Origin of the sequence: Streptomyces sp. ISL-96 (assembly GCF_018614035.1) — a bacterium.
Taxonomy (GTDB): Bacteria; Actinomycetota; Actinomycetes; order Streptomycetales; family Streptomycetaceae; genus Streptomyces.
Map to the genome: position 1 here is coordinate 125101 of NZ_JAGGPA010000020.1, position 21521 is coordinate 146621.

Annotated in this window: 24 protein-coding genes; 16 read left to right on the plus strand and 8 right to left on the minus strand. The window is 70.3% G+C overall.

The window, feature by feature from the left end; translation table 11 throughout:
- Positions 1-8: 8 nt before the first annotated feature.
- The 3 genes from J7E96_RS13715 to J7E96_RS13725 all read left to right on the plus strand — a co-directional run bounded on the left by J7E96_RS13715 (position 9) and on the right by J7E96_RS13725 (position 3143).
- Positions 9-1349: an MFS transporter gene (locus tag J7E96_RS13715; protein WP_215130959.1), complete on the plus strand. Its 1341-nt coding sequence runs from the start codon at positions 9-11 to the stop codon at positions 1347-1349.
- 46 nt (positions 1350-1395) lie between these two features.
- Entirely contained in the window at positions 1396-2865 is a 1470-nt protein-coding gene (locus J7E96_RS13720) for an FGGY-family carbohydrate kinase (RefSeq protein ID WP_215130961.1), read from the plus strand.
- Between the two features lie 77 nt (positions 2866-2942).
- Entirely contained in the window at positions 2943-3143 is a 201-nt protein-coding gene (locus J7E96_RS13725; RefSeq protein ID WP_215130963.1) for an antitoxin, read from the plus strand.
- Positions 3144-3223: 80 nt separating this feature from the next.
- Here J7E96_RS13725 and J7E96_RS13730 read toward each other — a convergent pair whose 3' ends face one another.
- On the minus strand, positions 3224-3760 hold the full coding sequence (locus J7E96_RS13730; protein ID WP_215130965.1) for a DUF2165 domain-containing protein: 537 nt from the start codon (positions 3758-3760) through the stop codon (positions 3224-3226).
- 274 nt (positions 3761-4034) lie between these two features.
- On the opposite strand from J7E96_RS13730, the gene J7E96_RS13735 reads away from it, so the two are divergent.
- The 8 genes from J7E96_RS13735 (at position 4035) to J7E96_RS13770 (ending at position 11014) form a co-directional block, all read left to right on the plus strand.
- Positions 4035-4778, plus strand: a complete 744-nt coding sequence (locus J7E96_RS13735) for a DUF998 domain-containing protein (RefSeq protein ID WP_215130967.1) — start codon at positions 4035-4037, stop codon at positions 4776-4778.
- Positions 4779-4814: 36 nt separating this feature from the next.
- The gene (locus J7E96_RS13740; protein ID WP_215130969.1) at positions 4815-5684 is read left to right on the plus strand and encodes a DMT family transporter; all 870 of its coding nucleotides are present in this window, start codon (positions 4815-4817) and stop codon (positions 5682-5684) included.
- Positions 5685-5855: 171 nt separating this feature from the next.
- Positions 5856-7046 (plus strand): hypothetical protein, encoded by a 1191-nt coding sequence (locus J7E96_RS13745; RefSeq protein WP_251069850.1) that lies wholly within the window; start codon positions 5856-5858, stop codon positions 7044-7046.
- A 106-nt stretch (positions 7047-7152) separates the two neighbouring features.
- Positions 7153-8775 (plus strand): alkaline phosphatase, encoded by a 1623-nt coding sequence (locus J7E96_RS13750; protein ID WP_215130971.1) that lies wholly within the window; start codon positions 7153-7155, stop codon positions 8773-8775.
- Between the two features lie 88 nt (positions 8776-8863).
- Positions 8864-9133 (plus strand): hypothetical protein, encoded by a 270-nt coding sequence (locus J7E96_RS13755; RefSeq protein ID WP_215130973.1) that lies wholly within the window; start codon positions 8864-8866, stop codon positions 9131-9133.
- Between the two features lie 28 nt (positions 9134-9161).
- Positions 9162-9410: a hypothetical protein gene (locus J7E96_RS13760; protein ID WP_215130975.1), complete on the plus strand. Its 249-nt coding sequence runs from the start codon at positions 9162-9164 to the stop codon at positions 9408-9410.
- 156 nt (positions 9411-9566) lie between these two features.
- Complete coding sequence (locus J7E96_RS13765) at positions 9567-10550, plus strand: glycosyltransferase family 2 protein (protein ID WP_215130977.1); 984 nt, start codon at positions 9567-9569, stop codon at positions 10548-10550.
- Positions 10547-11014 carry a GtrA family protein gene (locus J7E96_RS13770; RefSeq protein WP_215130979.1) on the plus strand — a complete coding sequence of 156 codons (468 nt, stop codon included), beginning with the start codon at positions 10547-10549 and terminating at the stop codon, positions 11012-11014. Before J7E96_RS13765 ends, J7E96_RS13770 begins: the two co-directional genes overlap by 4 nt.
- Here J7E96_RS13770 and J7E96_RS13775 read toward each other — a convergent pair.
- Positions 10989-12506 carry a DUF6056 family protein gene (locus J7E96_RS13775; RefSeq protein WP_308295939.1) on the minus strand — a complete coding sequence of 506 codons (1518 nt, stop codon included), beginning with the start codon at positions 12504-12506 and terminating at the stop codon, positions 10989-10991. The two genes, J7E96_RS13770 and J7E96_RS13775, sit on opposite strands and share 26 nt — an antisense overlap.
- A 308-nt stretch (positions 12507-12814) precedes the next feature.
- On the opposite strand from J7E96_RS13775, the gene J7E96_RS13780 reads away from it, so the two are divergent.
- Entirely contained in the window at positions 12815-13888 is a 1074-nt protein-coding gene (locus J7E96_RS13780; protein WP_215131356.1) for a LacI family DNA-binding transcriptional regulator, read from the plus strand.
- Here the strand turns inward: J7E96_RS13780 and J7E96_RS13785 are convergent.
- Genes J7E96_RS13785 through J7E96_RS13795 form a run of 3 tightly spaced genes read right to left on the minus strand, consistent with a single transcriptional unit; the run spans position 13872 to position 17410 of the window.
- Complete coding sequence (locus J7E96_RS13785) at positions 13872-14582, minus strand: sulfite exporter TauE/SafE family protein (protein WP_215130981.1); 711 nt, start codon at positions 14580-14582, stop codon at positions 13872-13874. The two genes, J7E96_RS13780 and J7E96_RS13785, sit on opposite strands and share 17 nt — an antisense overlap.
- A complete protein-coding gene (locus J7E96_RS13790) occupies positions 14579-15994 on the minus strand; it encodes an amidohydrolase family protein (protein WP_215130984.1) in 1416 nt (471 codons plus the stop codon). Before J7E96_RS13790 ends, J7E96_RS13785 begins: the two co-directional genes overlap by 4 nt.
- 24 nt (positions 15995-16018) lie before the next feature.
- Positions 16019-17410, minus strand: coding sequence for a uracil-xanthine permease family protein (locus J7E96_RS13795; RefSeq protein ID WP_308295940.1), 1392 nt, complete (start codon positions 17408-17410; stop codon positions 16019-16021).
- Positions 17411-17746: 336 nt separating this feature from the next.
- On the opposite strand from J7E96_RS13795, the gene J7E96_RS13800 reads away from it, so the two are divergent.
- From J7E96_RS13800 to J7E96_RS13810, 3 genes are all read left to right on the plus strand, one after another.
- Positions 17747-18163: an SRPBCC family protein gene (locus J7E96_RS13800; RefSeq protein WP_215130986.1), complete on the plus strand. Its 417-nt coding sequence runs from the start codon at positions 17747-17749 to the stop codon at positions 18161-18163.
- Positions 18164-18331: 168 nt separating this feature from the next.
- Positions 18332-18658 carry a MerR family transcriptional regulator gene (locus J7E96_RS13805; RefSeq protein ID WP_215130988.1) on the plus strand — a complete coding sequence of 109 codons (327 nt, stop codon included), beginning with the start codon at positions 18332-18334 and terminating at the stop codon, positions 18656-18658.
- Between the two features lie 148 nt (positions 18659-18806).
- Positions 18807-18956: a hypothetical protein gene (locus J7E96_RS13810; protein WP_215130990.1), complete on the plus strand. Its 150-nt coding sequence runs from the start codon at positions 18807-18809 to the stop codon at positions 18954-18956.
- Positions 18957-19026: 70 nt separating this feature from the next.
- Here J7E96_RS13810 and J7E96_RS13815 read toward each other — a convergent pair whose 3' ends face one another.
- Entirely contained in the window at positions 19027-19440 is a 414-nt protein-coding gene (locus tag J7E96_RS13815) for a YidB family protein (protein WP_215130993.1), read from the minus strand.
- 171 nt (positions 19441-19611) lie between these two features.
- Between J7E96_RS13815 and J7E96_RS13820 the strand changes: the two genes are divergently transcribed.
- Complete coding sequence (locus J7E96_RS13820; RefSeq protein WP_215130995.1) at positions 19612-20448, plus strand: hypothetical protein; 837 nt, start codon at positions 19612-19614, stop codon at positions 20446-20448.
- 34 nt (positions 20449-20482) lie between these two features.
- On the opposite strand, the gene J7E96_RS13825 is transcribed toward J7E96_RS13820, so the two are convergent.
- Both J7E96_RS13825 and J7E96_RS13830 read right to left on the minus strand, forming a co-directional pair.
- Positions 20483-20884: a DUF2267 domain-containing protein gene (locus tag J7E96_RS13825; protein WP_215130997.1), complete on the minus strand. Its 402-nt coding sequence runs from the start codon at positions 20882-20884 to the stop codon at positions 20483-20485.
- A 141-nt stretch (positions 20885-21025) separates the two neighbouring features.
- Positions 21026-21418 carry a DUF2267 domain-containing protein gene (locus J7E96_RS13830; RefSeq protein ID WP_214967933.1) on the minus strand — a complete coding sequence of 131 codons (393 nt, stop codon included), beginning with the start codon at positions 21416-21418 and terminating at the stop codon, positions 21026-21028.
- Between the last annotated feature and the right edge of the window lie 103 nt (positions 21419-21521).

Consider the following 21521-nt stretch of genomic DNA (forward strand, 5'->3'; position numbering starts at 1 on the left):
CACGAGCAATGAGCAGCACCGCCGCACCAGCCGCGCGTACGGGAGGCACGGGAGGAACGGTCTGGGATCGCATCGGGATCCCCAGGCCGCTCCTCTTCGGCTTCATCGGCGTCCTGATCTTCATGATCGGCGACGGCGTCGAGTCGGGCTTCATCGCCCCGTTCATCGAGGGCAACGGCGCCGGCAGCGAAGTCCGGGCGAGCTATGTGATCACGGCGTACGGCGTCACGGTCATGCTCGCCTCCTGGCTGTCGGGCGCCCTGTCAGAACTGTGGGGTCCTCGGCGGGTGATGCAGCTGGGCCTCGCCATCTGGATCGTCTTCGACATCCTCTTCCTCGCGCTCGGCGCGGCCCAGGACAACTACACGCTGATGCTGGTCTTCTACGGCCTGCGCGGCTTCGGCTACCCGCTCTTCGCCTTCTCCTTCCTGGTGTGGGTCACCGCGACCGCCCCGGTGGCCCGGCTCGGCGCGGCCGTCGGCTGGTTCTACTTCGCCTTCACCGGCGGGCTGCCCACGCTCGGCTCGCTCACCGCGTCCGTCACCAACCCGCTCTTCGGAAAGTTCGGCACGCTCTGGGTCGCGCTGGCCCTGATCGCGATCGGCGGCGCCTTCTGCCTCCTCGGCGTACGCGAACGGACCGGGTACTCCCGGCTCGCGCCACCCGGAGTCAAGCCGGTGCAGTCGCTGACCCGCAGCCTGTCCATCGCCTGGACCAACCCCAAGGTCGCCGTCGGCTGCGTGGTGCGCATCATCAACACCGCCCCGCAGTTCGGCCTCTGGGTGATCCTCCCCGCCTTCTTCACCGACGAGATGGGCTTCAGCGACGGCGACTGGCTGCGCCTTCTCTCGATCATGTTCGCCACGAACATCTTCTTCAACCTGCTCTTCGGGCTGGTCAGCGACCGGATCGGCTGGCGCACCACCATCGGCTGGTTCGGAGCGGTCGGCTGCGCGCTGAGCGTCCTGGCCCTGTACTTCGTACCGAAGCTGATGACCGACAACTACTGGGTCGCGGTCGGCGTCGGCATGATTTACGGCGCCACGCTCGCCGGATTCGTACCGATCTCCGCGCTGATGCCGTCGCTGGCCCCCGAGAACAAGGGCGGCGCGATGGCGCTGCTGAACCTCGGCGCGGGCGGCGCGGCCTTCGTGGGTCCCGCGATCGTCTCGCTCTTCCTCGGGCCGCTGGGCCGGGACGGCGTCGTACTGATCTTCGCCGGACTGTACGTCGTCGCCGCCGTGCTCACGCTTTTCCTGAAGCTGCCGCGGGCTTCGGAGGAAGCGATCGTGCAGGGGAAGTCCCTTCAGGAAGCCGCCGTACCGGTCGCCGCCCGCGCCACCACCTGATCCGTACGCCTTTTTACGCACGTACACGAAAGGACCCGTCCCGCCCATGAGCAGCACCGCCGACGCACCCCGCTCCCCCGTCCCCGTCGTGGCCGGTATCGATGTGGCCACCGCCGCGGTGAGAGTGGTGTGCGCCGACGCCCGCGGACGGGTCCTCTCCGAGGGGCGGGCGCCGCTCCCTCAGCCGGTACGCGGCGCGGGCGGCCACAGCGAGCAGGACGCCCGGACCTGGTGGCCCGCCACCGCCGCCGCCCTGCGTCAGGCCACGGCCGCCCTGTCCGGCGGCGGCCGGGAGGTGGTGGCGGTCGCCGTCTGTGCCACCTCCGGGACCCTGGTGCTCGCCAGCCCGGACGGGGAGCCCGTGGGTCCGGCCCTGATGTACGACGACCGGCGGGCCGCCGACATCAACGCCAAGGCACAGGAGCTGGGCGCGCGACGGTGGCGGGCGCTGGGCCTGACGGTCGGTCCGACGGCCGCACTCGGGAAGCTCGTCTGGTACGCGAACCGGGCCCGCCCCGGTCAACTCGTCCTGCACACACCTGACTTGCTCGGCCGCGAACTCACCGGTCACCCGGTCCCCACGGACTGGAGCCACGCCCTGAAGACCGGCTACGACCCGCGCGCGGGTGAGTGGGCCACCGATGTCTTTGACGCCTTCGGTGTTCCCGCGGGCTTCCTCCCCTCCGTACAGGCTCCCGGCACGCAGGCCGGTACGGTCTCGGCCCGGGCGGCGGCCGAGACCGGCCTGCCCGTCGGCTGCCCGGTCCGCCTCGGCATGACGGACGGCTGCGCGGGCCAGATCGCCACGGGCGCCGTGGAGCCGGGACAGTTCGTCGGCGTACTGGGGACGACGTACGTCCTCAAGGGCGTCTCTCGCGCCTTGGTCACCGACCCGGCCGGCGCCCTCTACAGCCACCGTCACCCCGACGGCTGGTGGCTGCCCGGCGGCGCCTCGAACACCGGCGGCGAGGCGCTGGCCTCGGTCGATCCGGGCGACCTGCCCCGACTGGACGCGGCGGCCGACGCCCGCGGTCCGGCCTCCTGCCTGAACTACCCGCTGCGCCGCGAGGGCGAACGGTTCCCGTTCGTCTCCGGCGACGCGCGCGGCTTCTGTGCCGGTACGCCGCAGGACGAGGCCGACCGGCACCGGGCAGCGCTGGAGGGCGTCGCCTTCCTGGAACGGCTCGCCCTGGAGCGCGTCAAGGCGCTGGGCATCGAGGTTTGGGGACCCCTGCACGCGGCGGGCGGCGGCAGCCGCAGCGACCTGTGGACCCGTATCCGCGCCACGGTCCTGGGCAGGCCGCTGCGCGTCGCCGACCGGGCGGAGACCGCGTTCGGCGCCGCCCTGCTCGCCGCCGCCGGCACCCTGCACCCCGACCTCTCGGCGAGCGCGGCGGCGATGACGGCGGCGGGGCGCCCGGTCGAGCCGGTGGAGCGGGAGCGGGCGGCGCTGGACGAGTCGTACGGGCGATTCGTCGCGGAACTGCGAGCGCGGGGCTGGCTGGACGCGGGCTGACCGCGCTCGCAGATGCGGACCGCATGGGGTGCGGGGACCCTGTAGGGGTGGGGGGCAACCAGCGAGGAGGCTGACCCATGTCCATGATGGACAAGCTCAAGCAGATGATGAAGGGCCACGAGTCCCAGGCCGGAAAGGGCATCGACAAGGCGGGCGACGCCGTCGACGACCGGACCCAGGGCAAGTACAGGAGTCAGGTCGACACCGGCCAGGACAAGCTGAGAGACGAGTTCGGCAGGGAGCAGGGCCCGGGCCAGGAGCGGCCGCCCCAGCCCTGACTGAACGTCGTCCTGGTGAGGGCGGGACGACTGCGTCCCGCCCTCACGCGCCCGCGAAGCACCACGCGGAGCCGCCTGCCTCAATCGCCGGGGCGCCGCGGGTCGGCGCCGGCCGGCAGATGGACGACCACCAGAGTCAGGCCTGCGACGAGGAAATTCCTGGTGGCAGCGTCCAGGCCGTTCCAGGCGTCGGACTGCCACATGGCGAACCACTCGCCTCCGACGGCGATGAAGCCCGCGCCGAAGAGCAGTAGCACCATGAGCAGCCCAAGGGTTGCTACGCGCCGCGCCCGGCCGAACTCACCACTGCGCAGGGCGAGCGCCCACTGGACGGTCGCAGCGATGAGTACGAGCGCCGCCACGGTTTCCCAACCGATGATGGCGATGTACGCGATGTTCTGCACCATGGGCGAATCGATGGACCGCCACATGAGGTCCTCGTCCTTGAAGGTGGTGTCCATCGCCAGGACGTGCCGTACGAATTCCTGGTTTGTGCCGAAGTCGGTGATGTTGCCGAAGGCGACCAGTGCCATGTAGAGCGCGACCGTGGCGACGAGCACGGTGGCGGCGGCGCCAAGAGGCCGCGTAACGCGTAAGCGTGTGTTTCTGACTGTCATGTGTACCTCGCTGTCAGGTAGTTGGGACCGTAGCCCCGTCAATTGTGACCTGCCCACGTCATGCTTTGCGGGCCGGTCGGGTGGCGACGCGGCAGGCGGATCCCCCCTCCACACGGGTGAGACAAGGCACCCGGTGCTGGACTGGGCGCGCGCGGACCGCTAAACCAGCGGCGATGACCATGCCTCTTCCGCGTGGTGGCACCGCGGCCACGTTCACTGATCCGAGCGCCCCGCCGGCGCGTGTCGCCAAGACCGCCCGGTTCGGAGCGTCACCATGCAACTGACCCGCAACGCGCCGCTCGGAGTGTCCGGACACCCTGCGCGGCTCTACCGGCCGGCCGGCGGACGCCAGAGACTGGCGGCCGTCATGCTGACCGGGGCGGCGCTGCTGTACAACGGCTGGCTTCTGGAGCTGTTGCTGCCGACCGGACTCGATTACCGGCACTCCTACGTGAGCGAGCTCTTCGCAGCCGACCAGCCCTTCAGGGTGCTGTTCGGCCGGATGGAGATCGCATGCGCCGTACTCGTCATGGCCGGCGCGCTCCTGGCGCGCGATCCGGGGCGCGGCCCGGCGGCTCGTACGGGCTGGTGGGCGCTGTTCGGATTCGGGGCGTCGTCCCTGGCCGACGTCCTGCTGCCCATGGGATGCGCACCCTCCCTGGAACCGACGTGCCAAGCCGTGCATCCCTGGCACACGGTCACGAGCGGGCTGGTCCACTTCTCCCTCTTCGCCTGCATGGTGCTGTTCTGCCTGGCAGCCGCATCCGAACCGGCCCGTGCACCGGTGATCCGCCGCTGGGGCCCACGACTGCTTGCCGGCGCGCTGGTGTCCGCCGTGATCACCATCGGCCCGCTGATCGGCCACCCCGGCTGGCACGGTGTCCCGCAGCGGGCTCATCTGCTCCTGGTAGGACTGTGGTTCACCCTCCTCGCCCGTGAACTCCTCGCATCCGTCGGGCGTCGGCCATGGCAGCGGGACGCGGCGGCCGGCTTGGTGCCGGCGGCCAGGCTGCGATAGCACCCGGAGAACGGGAGGAAGCGGAGGAACCGCCGCGTGGCATCCGTACTCTCCGTGCTGTTCGCCGTGCTCGCAGCACTGGGGAACGCGACCGGCACGGTGCTGCAGAGGATCGCCGCGCGACGCGTGCCCCCGGGCGATGCCTTCAGTTTCCGGCTTATTCCGCACTTGGTTCACAGCGCGGCGTGGCTCGGCGGGATCGCCGTCATTGTCGTCGCCGCCGCGTGCCAGGCGCTGGCCCTGACCCTGGGCTCGATGTCGCTCGTCCAGCCCATCCTGGTGAGCGAACTTCCCTTCACCCTGCTGATCGCCTCCATGATCTCCCGGCGACGGCTGCCCGCGGCCGGCTGGACGGCGGCAGCGATGATCGCCGTCGGCCTCGGTCTGGCGCTGGCCGCGGCATCTCCGTACGAACGCCACGGCGTTGTCGCGCCGGGCGTGTGGGTACTGACGCTGCTGACGACGGGCGGCGCCATGACGCTCTGTGTGCTGGCCGCCCTGCCACGGCCGCGCGGGATGGCACGTGCGGCTCTGTTCAGCTCGGCTTCCGCGATCGGCTACGCCCTGACGGCCACTTTGATGAAGTTCTCCACCACCACATTCGACCAGCACGGCGCCGGGGCCTTCTTGGCCTGCTGGCAGACCTACGGCTTCGTGGCGGCTGGGGCGTGCTCCCTCTTCCTCCTGGCCAACGCCATGGAATCCGGGCCCCTGGTGGCCTCCCAGCCCGCCCTCACGCTGGGGGAAGCCCTGGTCAGCGTGGCGCTCGGAATGCTGGTGTACGGAGATCAGGTACGCACCGGGTGGTGGCTGGTCCCGGAGGGCATCGGCGCCGTGATGGTCACCTGGGGAGTGCTGCTCCTGCCCAGGGTCAAAACGGAGGACCAGGACACATCCGCGACCTGAGCGTCAAGAACCTGAGCGTCAAGAACCTGAGCGTCAAAAACCCTCTTCTGCCATGCCCGGATGGCGCAATAGACGTAAATGCCCCTTTGATAGACCAAAGCGTGCGTCCAGGTGGCGCACGACAACCGAAACGGTGTGTGCCACCGGCAGTACGGCGAACGGAGCCGCGCCATGACAACCGACCCGACAATGCCCCCTACGCCCAACAACGACGACCGCTCAAGGCCCCCCGACGACGCGGCCCCCGCGTACGTGGTCGACGCCTACGCGGCCGCCGCGAACGAGGCCACGGCGAACGAGGCCAACGCGAGAGTGGCCGCCGCGAACGAAGCCGCCGCGCAGGTGGCTGCCGCGCGCGAGGCTGCCACGAAGGTGGCCGCCGCGAAGGTGGCCGCCGCGAACGAGGCCGCCGCGGATGCCGGTCCGCGAGAAGACCCGGACCGGGACTCGAGCGAGGAGCCCATACGCATGCTGCTGTGGACGGCAGCCACTTGCCGGCCGCTGGAGGAAGTCGCCGCGCTGGTGAGCCTGCTCAAGCGGACCGGGGAAGTGCCCAGCCCCGGTGACGAGGCGCTGCGCGCGGCAGCCGTGGCCCGCCCACTGGACGAGGTCCGGCAGCTGGTCGCCATGCTCACCGAGCACCCGCACGAGGTCGACGAAGCCGACACGACGCTGCGCGCCGCGGCCCTGGGCAGGCCGATCGAGGACGTGGCACAGCTGGTGAACATCCTCGGCCACGAGGAGAGCGACCACCGCTCCCCGGCAAGCGATGCGGCCCCCGCCCGCAAGAAACGGGCAACGCTCGACGGTGACAGGACACCGGGCGACCGCACCGCCGACAAGAAGGCCGCCGCAGCCGACGAGCGGACGAGCGGCCGTCCCGCGTTGCCCACCATGGGCCCCCGTGGCGTCGTCCCGTCCGTCGGCGGCACGCTCGCCGCCGCACCGGGCGCCGACACCGCCTCGCCGGCCCTTCGTTCCGTACTCCGGTGGCCCGCGGCCGTCCTTCTCTTCACCTGCGGCGTCATCCACCTGCCGACGGACCTCGCGCATCTGCGCTCCGGTGGCTACGCGGACGCGCTGGCCATCGCCGTCACCATCCTCTGCCTGGTGCTCGGCGTGTGGCTGGCCGTACGCGACACCATGCGCATCTGGGCCGCGAGCGCGGCGACCGCCATCGGCATCGTCGCCCTGCACGCGGTGGCGAGCGTCGGCACGGTGAACCTGCTGGAGAGCAGTCCGGGTGAGTCCTTCGCGTGGGCGGAGGCCGCAGCGGTGTCCTGTGCCGCGGTCGGCGCTGTCCTGGCCGGTTCGGCTCTCCTGCGCCGCCAGAAGGAACCCGAGGCGACCAACGGAGCCTGACAGGCGACCACAGACACCGAGGGCGGCCCGTATCCGGGCCGCCCTCACCGGTACCACTCGAATGCGGCGATCAAGGTAAGCACAAAACGGGCATACCACGCGGCATATGAATAGTCATCAGCCCGATCTGCGCGCCGCTGTCCGACGCCTGGGACGCCGTCATTTCCTCACGCTCACCGCGGCCGCCGCCGCACTCGCCTTCGCCACCGACCTGCCGGCCGCCCGCGCGGCGAGCGTGCCCGAGCTGGATGCCAGGAAGATCGCGGAGAATCCGTTCACGCTGGGCGTCGCCTCGGGGGACCCGCTGCCCGAGAGCGTGCTGCTCTGGACCCGGCTCGCTCCCCGCCCGCTCGAACCCGACAGCGGTCTGCCCGACAAGCGTGTGGTGGTCACGTGGGAACTCGCCCACGACGAGACGTTCCTGCGCATCGTCAGAGGCGGTACCGCCACGGCGCATCCCGAGTTCGACCACACCCTGCATGTCGAAGTCACCGGGCTCGATCCGGGGCGCCCGTACTACTACCGTTTCCGCACCGGGACGTGGGAGAGCCCGACCGGGCGTACCCGCACCGCTCCCGCGCCCGGCACGGCGACCTCCCGGCTGAAGCTGGCGGCCGTGGCCTGCCAGGCGTACCACCACGGCTACTTCACCCCGTACAAGCACCTCGCCGGTGAGGACCTGGACGTGGTCTTCCACCTCGGTGACTATCTCTACGAGTACGCCGTCGACAGCGCCGGCGGCTCCCGCGCATACACCGACCGCGTGCTGCCCGCCCACTTCAACCGCGAGGCCATGACGCTCGCGGACTACCGGCTGCGGTACGCGCTGTACAAGTCCGACCCGGATCTCATCGCCGCACATGCCGCGCATCCGTTCGCCGTCACGTGGGACGACCATGAGACCGAGAACAACTACGCGGGCGACACCCCCGAGAACAGCGTGCCGCCCGAGGAGTTCCTTCTCCGGCGCGCCGGCGCGTACCGCGCGTACTGGGAGAACCAGCCCCTGCGCGCCCCTCAGCAGCCCAAGGGCCCCGACATGCGGCTCTACCGGCGCCTGCAATTCGGGCAGCTCGCCCAGTTCGACATCCTCGACACCCGTCAGTACCGCTCGGAACAGGCCCACGGGGACGGCTGGCAGAAGGCCCGCCCGGAAGCCGAGGCCCCGTCACGCACCATCACCGGCGAGACGCAGGAGCGCTGGCTGCTCGACGGATGGAAGGATTCGAGCGCCACGTGGAACGTCGTACCGCAGCAGGTCACCTTCGCGCAGCGACGCGACAAGCCGACCGCCGACTTCAAGCTCTCGATGGACGCCTGGGACGGCTATCCCGCCTCTCGACAGCGGATCCTCGACGGAGCCGAAGCGGCGGGCATCAAGAATCTGATGGTGCTGGACGGTGACGCCCACGTCGGTTATGGCTTCGACCTGAAGAAGGACTTCCAGGACCCGGCCTCGCGCACCATCGGCACCGAGATCTCCACGACGTCGGTCGCCAGCGGCCGGGACGGCGCCGACAAGCCCGCCAACTGGGACGACCTCACCCAGGCGAACCCGCACCTGAAGTACTACAACGGCCGCCGTGGATACACCGTCATCACGTTGGGAACAGACCGGGCACGGGTGGACTTCAAAACGGTCTCAGGGGTCACCAAGCCCGGCGGGACGCTCACCACGGCAGCCTCGTTCGTCACCGAAGCGGGCAGACCCGGCCTCACCCCGGCCTGACAGTTATCACTCCCGCCACAGGGGTACCTCCTAATCAGCGACGACCCGCAGGCATCAAGGGTCAACACCCAGGAACGAGGTGTGCGCAATGAGTGAGAAGGATTCACGCGATCCGGACCGTGAGCCCCGGCCGCGCACGGAAAAGGGCCCGGGCGCCCACTCCGGCGCGGAGCGCCAGGCGCAGGAACGGGTCGTACCCGGAACGGCGAGCGCCCGCGAGGGCTACCAGACCAAGGGCGGAACAGCCGGCGGCGAAAGCCTGGAAGGCGTGGAATCGTCCGGCGAAGAGCGCGGCGCGCAGCGCTCCGCCAAGGGCGACGTCACCCACACCCCCGCCCGCCGCAAGCGCCACAAGTAACCTCGGAAAAGCGGGAAAGGCGAGCGCCGTGATCACTGAGGAACATGTCCGGGACCTCCTGCGCCCGCGCGCGGACGAGCCGACGCTGGTGGTCGTCCAGGGCCGGGCCGAGGTGATCCCCGCGACCGAGCTGGACAGGGGCGACTACCGGGGAGCCATCGAGGTGGTCTCGGCCAGGGAACTCGGTCGGCGCATCGGTACCCGGACGCCGTCCGACCAGGACATCACCGCCCTTGCGAGCACGCTGAACACGACGGTCGCGGAACTGGGCAGCTGAGCCTGCCCAGTCCTTTTTCACCCCACAGCCCGCACGCTGTCATCGCGGCTGACGTCACCCGTCTGGAGTGCCTGGAACGGCCCACGGCCCGTCCCCGCGTTCCACTGGAGGCGGCAGCGCATGTACCGGGAACAGTGTGCATGGGGTGAAATGACCATGGTCCAGATTTCGATCGTCGTGCCGTGCTACAACGAGAGCGAGGTGATCGAGACGTTCCATGACGCTCTGATCACCACTCTGGAGCCGATAGGGGCGACCTTCGAGATCTGCTACGTCGACGACGGCAGCAGCGACGACACCATAGCGATCCTCAAGGACCTCGCCGGAGCGGATCCAAGGGTGCGCTACACGTCCTTCAGCCGGAACTTCGGCAAGGAATCCGCCATGCTGGCGGGCATGCGCATGTCCCGGGGCGCCGCGGTGGTCCTCATGGACGCCGATCTCCAGCACCCTCCCGAGTTCATCCCCCGCATGCTGGAGCTGCACCAGCATGGGTACGACCAGGTCATCGCCCAGCGCGACCGTACGAACGAAGGGGCTCTGCGGAGGGCGCTCTGCCGCGCCTACTACCACCTCGTACGCCGCTGCATGAACGTCGAGATCATGAACGGGGCGGGCGATTTCCGTCTGCTGTCACGCCGTGCCGTCGATTCCCTCCTGTCCCTCCCGGAGAGCAACCGTTTCTCCAAGGGACTCTTCTCCTGGATCGGTTTCGACTCCGTCAGTTTCACGTACGAGAACGTCCAGCGGGCCGCCGGGAAGTCCAAGTGGAGCGGCCGCCATCTGCTGAACTACGGCATCGACGGGCTCATCTCCTTCAACAGCCGCCCGCTGCGCCTGGCGATCCACACCGGCCTCTGGCTCTTTCTGTCCGCTCTCGTCTACGCCCTGTGGATCATCGCGAACGTCGTCCTGGACGGGGTCGAAACCCCCGGTTACGCGACTCTGATCACCGCCGTGGTCGCGCTCAGCGGAATCCAGCTCGCCACCCTCGGGATCATCGGGGAGTACGTGGGGCGGATCTACGACGAGTCGAAGCGCCGACCGCATTATGTGGTCCGCGAAACAAACGAGTCGGCCGCGGTGCTCGACTCGGGCCTCTCGCTCGAACCCGCCGGACAGGCGCGGCCGGAGGTATGAAAGCCCGGGGCCTGCGCCAGTTCGCCGCCTTCGCCGCGATCGGCGTCGTCAACACGGCGGTCTACTACGTGGTGTACGCCTCGCTGAACATCTGGCTGCCGTATCTGGTCGCCCATGGTGTGGGCTGGGCGGTGAGCATCGTCGGATCGTTCCTGCTCAACTCGTATGTCACCCTGCGCACTAAGCCGACCTGGCGTGCCTTCGTCCGGTACCCCCTGTCGGCCGTGGCCAACGTCGTGGGCAGCGGGATCCTGCTGTACGTCGCTGTGAGCAGACTCGGCATGCCGGAGAACATCTCCGCGCTCGCCGCCGGTGTCCTCGTCACACCACTGTCGTTCCTGCTCGCCCGGTGGGCGATCACCTCCGGCGCGGCTGCCACCCGGGCCTCCGGAACGCAAGCGCCGGCGCAGCCGCGGCCGCAGGGGCCCGAGCAACAGGTCACGGAAGCCGATTCGAGTAAGTGACCTTGTCGAGGCGGTAGTAGTCGGCGACGCATCCGGCCGGCCAGACGTTGCGCCCCTGACCGCCGAACGGCTCCAGCGTCCCGGCGACCGACAGCGGCGTGTAGGGGGCGGTCTTCGCGCCCTTCGCCGCCTGCGCGCGCAGGTACTGGTCCTGACGGTCCCACTTGTACGCCCGTACGCGCATGTCGTGGCCCAGGTGGTGGAGCGGGACGGCCAGCCCCAGGACGGCCGCGGCGCAGACCGCCGCGGCGACCGCCTTCGCCACCACACCCGTCCGCCGCTCACGCAGGCGCAGCGCACGCCCCAGGAAGGCGCCGGCGCCGACGAGGAACAGGACGTACAGCAGCAGGTAGTCGTTCCAGGTCCGCTGGGCGGTCATCACGCGTGCGCCGAAGACGGGATAGGTGATGACCGTGCACAGGTAGCCCGAGACGAGGAAGGCCAGCGCGCCGAAGGATGTCCACAGCAGCGGCCGGCACGGCAGCAGGACCGGCGAGGCACCTGCCCGGCCGCGCGCCAGCAGGCCCAGCAGCACTCCGGCCGCGACCGCTCCCACGTACTGCCAGGTCGTGAAGACGGTTTCCAGGATGTGTACGTACCCGCGCAGCGACGCGATCAGCGACTCCGGGGCGAGCATGGAGGTGGTTTCGAGGCCGAACCGCTCGCGCCGCTTGCGCCCTCCCGGGGACGTCATCAGCACGAACATGCCGATGCCGATGCCGGCGATGCCGACGAGTGCCCAGCAGCGGGCGACGGCCAGGGCCCGCTCCGTGAAGATCCAGCGGCCGAGCACTACGACGCCCGCGAGCACCACGACGCAGACGACCGAGGCTTCCTCGGAGAGCGTGCCCATGAAGACGCCGGCCAGGAGCACGACGACCAGGGCGGTGATCCTCCCCCGCCGACCGCGCGCGCTCAGGAGCGGCAGGGCCGCCGCGCAGGCCAGCACGGGAGCCAGGGTGTGCGAGACGGAGGCGGCGGGCCAGTAGAACGTCTTGTACGTGTTGGGAGTGGCGAAGAGGAAGACCACGGTGATCACGGACGCCACCAGCAGCGGGACTCCCCGGGGCACTGACTGGCCGGCCCTGCGCAGCAGCTGGACGGTCAGGGCCCACAGGACAGCCAGCATGAGGGCGCCGGTGACCACGGCGAACCATTGGTGGCCGGCGACCGGGAATTTCGCGTACATCCCGACGAGCAGGCCATTGCCGACCCGGCCGTTGTCGGTGGCGTAGAACTTCTCGACCATCCCCCAGACGCCGAGCTCACGCACCTTGGGCAGGAAACACCACTCGTCGGCGGTGGGCCGGACGTGGCGGCCCAGCCATGCGGCTGCCGCGAGCAGCCCCAGAGGCAGCAGGCAGAGCCCCGCCGTCCAGACGGTCGTCCCCGACCTGAGGAGACCTCGGACCCCCTTCCCGCTCCCCGGCCCCGGACCGCCTCCGCCCGGTACGGGTTCGTGCGGGATGGCGACACCTGGTGCAGCCGTCACAAGGTCTCCTGTTCACCGCCGGGATCCGAGGCGGAACCTGTCCACCGCTCGGCATCGTGACGGGCGGCGGTTCCTCCCGGCGGAAGCCCACGCCGCCGCCCGCCCGTTTGCCGCCCAACGGAGCAACGAGGCCGCAGAGGTACGGCAGGTTGTCGTACGTATCGCTCGTGAAGATCATCGCGCCACCCACCGCTGACAATCCGGCGTACACGTGTGCGGAGGGCGGCCGGTCGGCGAAGATGTGGCTGTCGAAGATGTGGCTGCCCAGGTCACTCACCCGTCAGAGCGAGCGAGGAGCGTCCGCGCAGATGCCCACTTCCGGTTCCGGTGCCGGTGCCCGGCCGCCGACGATCGCCGATGTCGCCAAGGCCGCCTCGGTGTCGCGGACGACCGTCTCGCACGCCCTGAACGGGCTCGGCAAGGTCGACCCCCGGACGCGCGAGCGCATCAAGAAGGTGGCCGCCGAGCTGGGTTACCGGCCGAATCTGCGGGCGCAGCGGCTGCGGCGAGGGCAGGCGAAGGCCATCGCGCTCGCGTCGTCGATGCCGTTCGCGGTGGCCGGTGGGCCGTCCCGGCTCGGCTTCTACATGGAGGTCGCCGCCGCTGCCGCCGAGCGCGCGCTCGTACACGACTACGCGCTCGTCCTGGTGCCGCCCGTGCAGTCGGGTTCGGCGCTGTACTCCCTGGACATCGACGGCGCCATCGTCGTGGAACCCGACGAGCACGACATGGCCGTGGCGCAGCTGCGGGAGCGCCACTTGCCGTACGTCGCGCTCGGCCGGCCCGTGTCGCCCGAGGACGACGCGCCGTACGTCGATCTGCGCGGCGGCCTCGTCGTCGAGCTGTTGCTGGCGCACCTGCGGGAGCAGGGAGCACGGCGTCCGGCGCTGATCATCGGCGCCGGTGCCCGACATTCCGCGGTCGACGCCCGCGCCGCGTTCGAGCGCGCCGCCGCCGAGCACGGGTGGGCGCCGGTCGTCGCGACGGCCCCCGAGGAGGGCGGCGAGCAGGCCGGGTACGACCGCTGCGCCGCCCTGTTGGCCGACCACCCGCAGACCGACGCGGTGTGCGCGCTCGTGGACGCCTTCGCGGTGGGTGCCGTACGGGCGATCCGGGACAGCGGGCGCAGGATCCCGGACGACGTCATGGTCGTCACCCGGTACGACGGTCTGCGGGCCCGGACCTGTGAACCCCCGCTGACCGCCGTCGACCTGCACCTGGACCGGGCCGCCGCCGACGCGGTGGAGCTGCTGCTCGGCCGCCTGGGCGCCGCGGTGGACCTCGCGGACAGCGCGGGGCCCCAGGGCACGCCGGTCGCGACGGCGTACGAGCCGCGCGTGATCCCCCGGGCCTCGTCGCTGCGCGTCACGGCGACAGCATGAGCACCGCCCCGGAGACGAGGGCGAAGACCAGCACGAACAGGCGCATCCTGCGGGCGTCGAAACGGTGGTGCACCAGGCGGCTCAGCCATGCCCCCGCCGCGAGCGCGGGCAACAGCAGCACCACCGAACCCAGTTCGTCCGGGTTCCCCTGCCCCGTCGCGAACAGCAGTGCCAGCGAGGCCACTTCGCCCACGAGGAAGCACACCGCCACCGTGGAGCGCAGCTCCGCCGGCGGCCGGTGCTGGTAGACCAGCGCGAGAGGCGGGCCGCCGACTCCGGTCGCGGTCTCGGTGAGTCCGGTGACGGCCCCGGCGGCGACGTACGCCCGGCGGCCGGGTGTGAACGCCGGAGCGGCCAGGCTCACCACCGCCGCCAGCACGGTCGCCCCTCCGACGAACAGGCCGAGGCTGCGGTCCGGGATGACCCACAGCAGCATGAGCCCGCCCGGTGTGGCGGCCAGCCGCGCCGCGGTGATCCAGCCCGCCCCGCGCAGGTCGAGGGAGTCCCGTTCGCGCCACGCGACGTACAGGTTGAGCGGGATCATCGACGCGAGTACGAACACCGGGACGAGTCCGGGATCGAGCAGTCCCGCCACGGGCGCGACGATCAGGGCGAAGCCCAGACCGCTGCTTCCCTGGACGAACGCCGCGATGGCCACCGTCACCGCGAGGATCGCCATCGTCTCCGTACTCACTGTGCCGTGCTCCGCTCCGCATGAGCGTGCCGAGCGCCGGTGGACGTGGGGTGGACGCGGGTCACCGGAGCCCGCAGCAGCACGTCCCGGCTCATGTCGGCGGCCCGCCGCACCAGCGCCGGGCCGTCCCAGTCGAGCGGCCAGCCGCGCCACAGACGCAGCCGGCCGGCGACGAAGACGGCGGTGATCTGGTCGCGGTTGCCGCGTCGTACGAGCTCCCACGGCAGGTCCCAGGACAGCCGCATCTCAGGACCGCTCACATCGACGAGCAGGAAGTCGGCGGCGGCTCCCTCGGCTATCCGGCCGGTACGGGCGCCCAGCCCGACGGCGTCGGCGCCTCCCCGGCCCGCGTGCTCCAGCCAGGTCCAGCCCGCGCCGCAGGAGGAGTCCCCGGTGGCCAGGCCGTAGGCCAGCCGCTGCGCGAACTCGGCCGCCTCGGTGAGGCGGAACGCGTCACCACGAGTGCCGTCCGTACCGAGTCCGAACCGGATCCCGCGCTCGGCCATGGTGGTCGCCGGGGCCACCGCGTTGCCCTTCCAGGCGCTGGCGACGGGGTTGTAGCTCACCGCGGCTCCGCTGTCGGCGAGCAGGGTCAGTTCGCGCGGGGTGAGCAGCGTGGCGTGTGCGGCGAGCAACTGGGGCCCGAGGGCGCCCACTTCGTGGAGGTACTCCAGCGGCCGCAGCCCGTGCTGGACGAGGGAGCGTTCCACGGCGGCGAGATGCTCGTTGACGTGGATCTGGACGACGGCTCCCGCCGCCGCGGCCAGCCGGGCGGTGTCATGCAGGGTGCGGGCCGTGGCGGCTTCGGGGACGGAGATGGCGAGGGACGGGTGGATCAGCTCCTCGGTGCAGTAACGGACCAGATGCTTCTCGGCGTTGGCCAGGGTCGTCGAGGTGTCGGGGTCGCTGTCGGCGTCGTTGCAGACGAGGCCGAGTACGCAGCGGATCCCCACGTCGCGGGTGGCCGCGGCCACCAGTTCCACGTCCACCGGGGCCCGGGTGCCGGCTTCGGCGACGGTGGTGAATCCGCCGCGCAGCGATTCGAGCGCGGCCAGTTTTGCCGCGACGTACACCTCCTCCTCGTCGAGAGCGCCCTCCAGGGGCACCCACAGCCGGCGGAAGATCTCCGAGGGCTCACCAAAGGCGAGGGCCGCGCCGAAGGTCTGGGTGAGGTGGTGGTGGGAGTCGACGAAGCCGGGCATCAGGATGTGTCCGCGCAGCCGTACGGGCGTCAGGTGCGGGTACGTCCGCTCCAGCCGTTCGGCCGGTCCGACCGCGAGGAAGGTGTCGCCCGTGACGACGGCCGCGTAGTGGTCCATCGGCCCGTCGGGCGTCAGCACCACGTCGGGTTCCAGGAGGAGGGCGCCGTCGGCGCGCAGGCGGTCGGGGGTCAGGTCGTGCTGGTCGGTCATCGGGCTCTTTCTGTTACGGGTGGGTCAGGAGTGCTGGGCGGGGGCGGGCTCGCTTCCCTCGGCCTCCTCGGCCTGGGCCTGGGCCGGGGCCGGGACGGCGGCGGCAGGGACCGGCTTGCGCGAGAGCCGCGGCCGTACGTGGTGGAACAGGATGTTGAGTACGGCGGCGACGAAGGCCCCGACGGCGACGCCGCTTTCGAGCAGGATCCGGACGCTGGGTGCGAAGCCGCCGTACACACCAGGGATGAGGATGGGCAGCAGGCCCAGGGCGATGGCGACGGCGCAGATGAAGGTGTTGGTGTGCCGGTCGAGGTCGGCGCGCCCGAGCATCTGTACGCCGAGCACCGTGATCACGGCGAAGACGACCATGGCGGTGCCGCCGACGACGGCTGACGGGACGATGCTGATCGCGCGGGTGATGGGCGCGAGGAAGCCGATGGCGATGAGCACCACGCCGGCGGCTGCCGTGACGTACCGGCTGCGTACGCCGGTGACGCGGACGATGCCGATGTTCTCGCCGCTGGTCACCAGCAGCGGCAGGCCGAAGAAACCGCCGAAGAGGGACGTGAGCGCGTCGCCGCGGATGGTCTTGGGTACGTCCTCGCGCTTGTCGATCTCCTTGCCGACGGCCTCCGCGTTGATGACGGTCTGTCCGGTGGCCTCCGCCATGGAGGCGAGGCTGTAGAGCATCAGCGGCAGCGCGGCGAGCAGGTTGAACTGGGGCGAGCCGAAGGGCAGTAGCTCCGGCACGCTGAGGAGGCCGCCCTGGGCCGCCGGGCCGGTGTCGACCGCGCCGAGGGCGAAGGCGAGGACCGTACCGGCGATCAGGCCGAGCATGACGGCGAGTTGCCGCAGCGTTCCGGTGAACAGCCAGTAGAAGGCGACGGTGAAGGCGATCGTCGCCAGGCCGAGCAGCAGGTTGGTGGTGTCGGCGAAGCCGGGCTGTCCTGGGCGGCCGGTGACGAGCAGCGCGCCGACCTTCACCAGGTTGACACCGACGATGACGATCATCGTGCCGATGACCAGGGCGGGGAAGAACCTGAGCAGCCGGGAGAAGACAGGCAGCACGACGAAGTAGAACGCGGCGGTGATGATCACCGCGCCGGTCGCGGTGGGGAGGTCGTGCTGTTCGGCGATCGCCAGGAACAGGATCAGTGGGGCGCCGCCGGGCAGCATGACGAACGGCAGCTTGGGGCCGAACTTCCATGGCCCCAGCGACTGGATCAGGGTCCCGACTCCGGAGAGCAGGAAGGCCGCCGAGAGCAGGTTGACGGTCAGACCGGGATCGAGGCGGAGGGTCGCGCTCATCAGGAAGATCGCCGAGATCGGGGTCGCGGCCATGACAAGGACGTGCTGGATGCCGAAGAGCAGAATCCTGCCGATCGGCCGGGATTCGTCCACGGGGTGGATCGCCACGGGGTGGATCTCCTCGGGGTGAGGGGATGCGGGAAGGGACGCGGGGCGGGGACTGGACACTTTCGAGCTCCGTTCGGCTCGCTCCGGCTTCGACCGTGATCCGGCCCGGGACGGGGGCCAAATCGATTCGGCCAAATCGATTTGGCCGCCAGTATGTGAGGGCTCGGCGGGCACGTCAAGGGATCACGCACGCGCCCTTCGCATCGCGCTCGGTCCGAAGCCCCCACGCACTCGATGGGCACGGCGAACGGGTGGGTTGTACGGCGGCACGGCTTCACGTCCGGCAGGCCGGGCATGCGTTCGTCGAACGGTTTCGAGCCGAGGAATGGTGTGGTGATGACCGAATACGAGCGTTCACGCACAATGCCCGCACTGCCCGAGCATGTCTTCGACCTGGCAGCCGATATCGACCAGTTGGACCAGTGGCTGCCGGAAGCACTGCATGTGCACGCCGAGGAACTGCCTGCCGTCACCGTCCACGAGGACCGCACGGACGAGGACACTTCAGCGCTCCTGCGCGCGCAGAAGGACCAGATGCGGCTGGAGTGGGGCACCCGGGAAGAAGGCAGTTACACCGGGTGGCTCCAGGTGGCCGGCATCGGCAGCGGCGCCACGGAGGTGACGGTGCATCTCTCATTCTTCGACGAGGACCACGACCCCGGCGAGAAGTCCGTGAACGCCGCCCTGGATCACAGCCTCGAACGCCTGGAGGAACAGGTACGGCTGCGCGTCGACGGCGGCGGCGCCGGCTGACCTCTCGCGCGGCGTACCGGGATATCTGTCGTGGTGACGATAGACATGCGGGACGTGTCTGGCTAGGCTTCCTCACGTAACCAGGAACTCAGCGATACATGGAAGTCCCTCGGGGCCCCGGTGCCGTACGGCGTCGGGGCCCCTCGACGCGTCCCAGAAGAGGTGCAAATGACGCAAGAAACCCACCTGCACACCACCGACCGACTCGACGATGACGACTACCCCGCCTACACCATGGGCCGCGCCGCCGAGATGATCGGAGCCACGCCCGGTTTCCTGCGGGCCATCGGCGAAGCCCGGCTCATCACCCCCTTGCGGTCCGACGGCGGCCACCGCCGCTACTCCCGCTACCAGTTGCGCATCGCGGCCCGCGCCCGCGAGCTCGTCGACAGTGGTACGCCGATCGAGGCCGCGTGCCGCATCGTCATCCTGGAAGACCAGCTCGAAGAAGCCCTGCGTCTCAACGAGGAACTGCGCAACGACCCCACAGAGTGAGCCTGGCCCGGTAGACCGTTTTCGGTTCGACCACTGGGAGTCCCCACCGCCAGATCGCAGAAAGGGTGCCGAGCACCGAAAATGGCGTGTGAACGGCCGAGCGCTTCGACGGCTACCAGGCAGACTCCGAGCAGTGAGGACCGCACCGATGAGCGAGCAGTCACCGGCCCCTTCCCAGGCAGAGGGCGAGCGCGAAGGCGAGATCCACGAGGACCTGCACCAGACGACCCCTTCGCAGGCGGAGGGCGAGCGGGACGACAGCGACGAGCAGGAGTCCCAGGAGCCTGCTCCCGAGTAGTCGCCGCGGCGAACCGCCGCGGCGACTGAGGGTTCGACTCTGTCCCATCGACAAGCGGCGTCGGGCAGAGTCAGGGGGTGTGGGGGGTGTGGGCCTTGATCAGGTCTTCCAGTGACGTGTCCTGCGGGAGCTGGCCTCCCGGTGTCAGCTTGTCCACCGCCTGCGGCAGGACCTGAGCGAGCTGGTCGGCGGCCACATCCGTGGGCAGCCCCGCTTGCTGGGCCACGCCCTGGAGCGTGTCCGGCGGCAGCGCCTGTGCGAGCTGTTCGCCGTCGATCGGTTCGTTGGCGCCCGCTGAGACCCATGAGTGGGCCTGATGCCCCAGACCTCCCTCGCCGAGCGCCGCCAGCAGACCGTCGAGCGGATTACCGCTCCCCGCCGTGCTGCCGCCGAGCGAGCCGAGCAGCGAGCCGAGGAGGTTCGCCTCTCCGTCGCCTCCCCCCAGCAGCCCTCTCAGCAGAGCTCCCAGATCCTCTCGCGCCACGGTCAACCCCTTTCTCGTGCCGTCATGCGTCGTAAACCAGGCCGATGGTGCCATTCGGCCGCCCACGCTGCTTTCCGCCGACCGAAAAGTCACCCGTATACCGGCGCGCGCTACGCCGATCGCTGACCGCCGCGAGCCTCATTGCGCCCGGAGGGACAGACTGGAGAAATCGTGGACCTGGAAAGCATCACCGATGAGCTGTACGGGCTGGCCCCGGCCGACTTCACCGCAGCCAGGAATGAGCGGGCGGCGGCGGCCCGTACAGCGGGCGACCGTGAGCTGGCAGCGCGGATTCAGGCGCTGCGGCGACCGACGCTGTCGGCCTGGGCCAGCAATCTGCTCGTACGCCGGCAGCCTGAACAGGTCCAGCCCCTGATCAGCCTCGGCGAAGGCATGCGCCGGGCCCATCGTGATCTCGACGGCGAGCAGTTGCGCGAGCTCGGCCGGCGCCAGCACGACTTGGTCGGCGCGTTGGGCCGGCAGGCGAAGCAACTGGCCGCCGATGCCGGACACCCGGTCAGTGAGGACGTACAGCACGAGGTGGAACGCACGCTGCACGCCGTCCTGGCGGATCCCGGGGCCGCGCAGGAGTGGGCCGCGGGCCGGCTCACCAAACCGCTCAGCCCACCGGTCGGGTTCACCGCTGCCACGGCCCCGGACGCCGTGCCGCAGAAGGCTCCTCCCGGCTCCTCTGCCGACGAGCGGAAGGCAGAGGAGGAAAATGCGGCGCGGCGCGCGAGGCTGGCTCGGGCCGAGCAGGAGGCGAAGGCGGCCGAGCAGGAGGCACTGGCCCGCGAGGAGGAGCTGGCACAGGCCGGGGCCCGGCTGGAGGAAGCGGAGGGCGAGGTCGCGGCGCTGGCCGAGCAGTTGAAGGAGGCCAAGGAGCGGCAGAAGGCTGCCCGCGAAGCGGTCGTGACGGCGCGGGACCGCGCCCGGGAAGCCGGCACGGCGGCCCGCAAAGCTCGCCGCCGTGCCGAGGACGCGGCCGGACACGCCGACGGCCGGTGACCGTTGGCGGTCACCGGCCGAAGGAAAAGAGAGCTCAGGCGGCGGCCGGGGCGAGTTCCGCGCGGCCGAAGAGAAGGGCGTAGCCCCTGGGCAGGCCCGCGGTGATGCGCCGCGTGAGGTCGTCGCCCACGCAGTCGGCCACGACGCCGAGTACGGAACTCACGCCCCAGCGTGCGGCGGGGGCGGTCAGTCCCCCGAGTCTCGCGGCGACGGTGTCGACGAACTCCGGCGCGGTCAGGGAACGGGCCGCCGGGGTCTGACGGGCGAGTATGACGGCCGCCTCCACAGGCAGCAGGCGCACCAGTTCGCGACGTTCGTCGCCATTGGTTTGTGTGCCCAGCACAGTCAGTACGGTGCGCAGGACGCGCTCCGCCTCGGCGTCGGTGGCGTACTGCCCTGAGGCGCGGACCTGCTGTACGAGTTCGTTCCACCGCATCACTGTGGCTACCTGCCTCTCTGCTGTTTTTACTAATCCTCACGGAGTTGGAATGGTGTCCTGACGGTGTCGGGACAGTATCCAGTTGGTGTCCGAGTGGTGTCCGAATTCAGCATGCCCCCTCTCCGGGGCGCCAGCACCTTATGGCTGGGGACGCCCGAAAAGGAGGTCATAACCCGGGGGCAGCTGAAGCAGGACACGGCGCATCAATTCGTCGTCGGTGGCATCGGCCACCACGCTGAGGACGGCGCTGACGTCCCACTTCGCGGTCTCCTCCGTGGCGCCTTCGATCCAGGCCGCTGTCGCCCGCACGAACCGCTGCGCCGTAAGGGGCTCGGCGGCCGGGAGCGGGTTGAGCAGCAGGAGCGCGCACGTCTCCGGCAGCCGCGCGGCGAGTTCGGCCCGCTCGCTGCCCACGACGTGCGCACCCAGGAGTGCGATCACCACGCGGGTCGCCCGCTCGGCTTCCTGCCGTGAGGAATACTGGCCACGCTCCTGGACGGCGGCCAGGAACGCATCCCACTTCATCACCATGCCGCCGGCCTTTCCTCGTACGTAACTCGTGGTACGTAAGTCGTGCTGTGCTGTGCGCATCGCGCCCGGTGCCGCGCGGACGGAACCGGACGCGAGAGGGGCG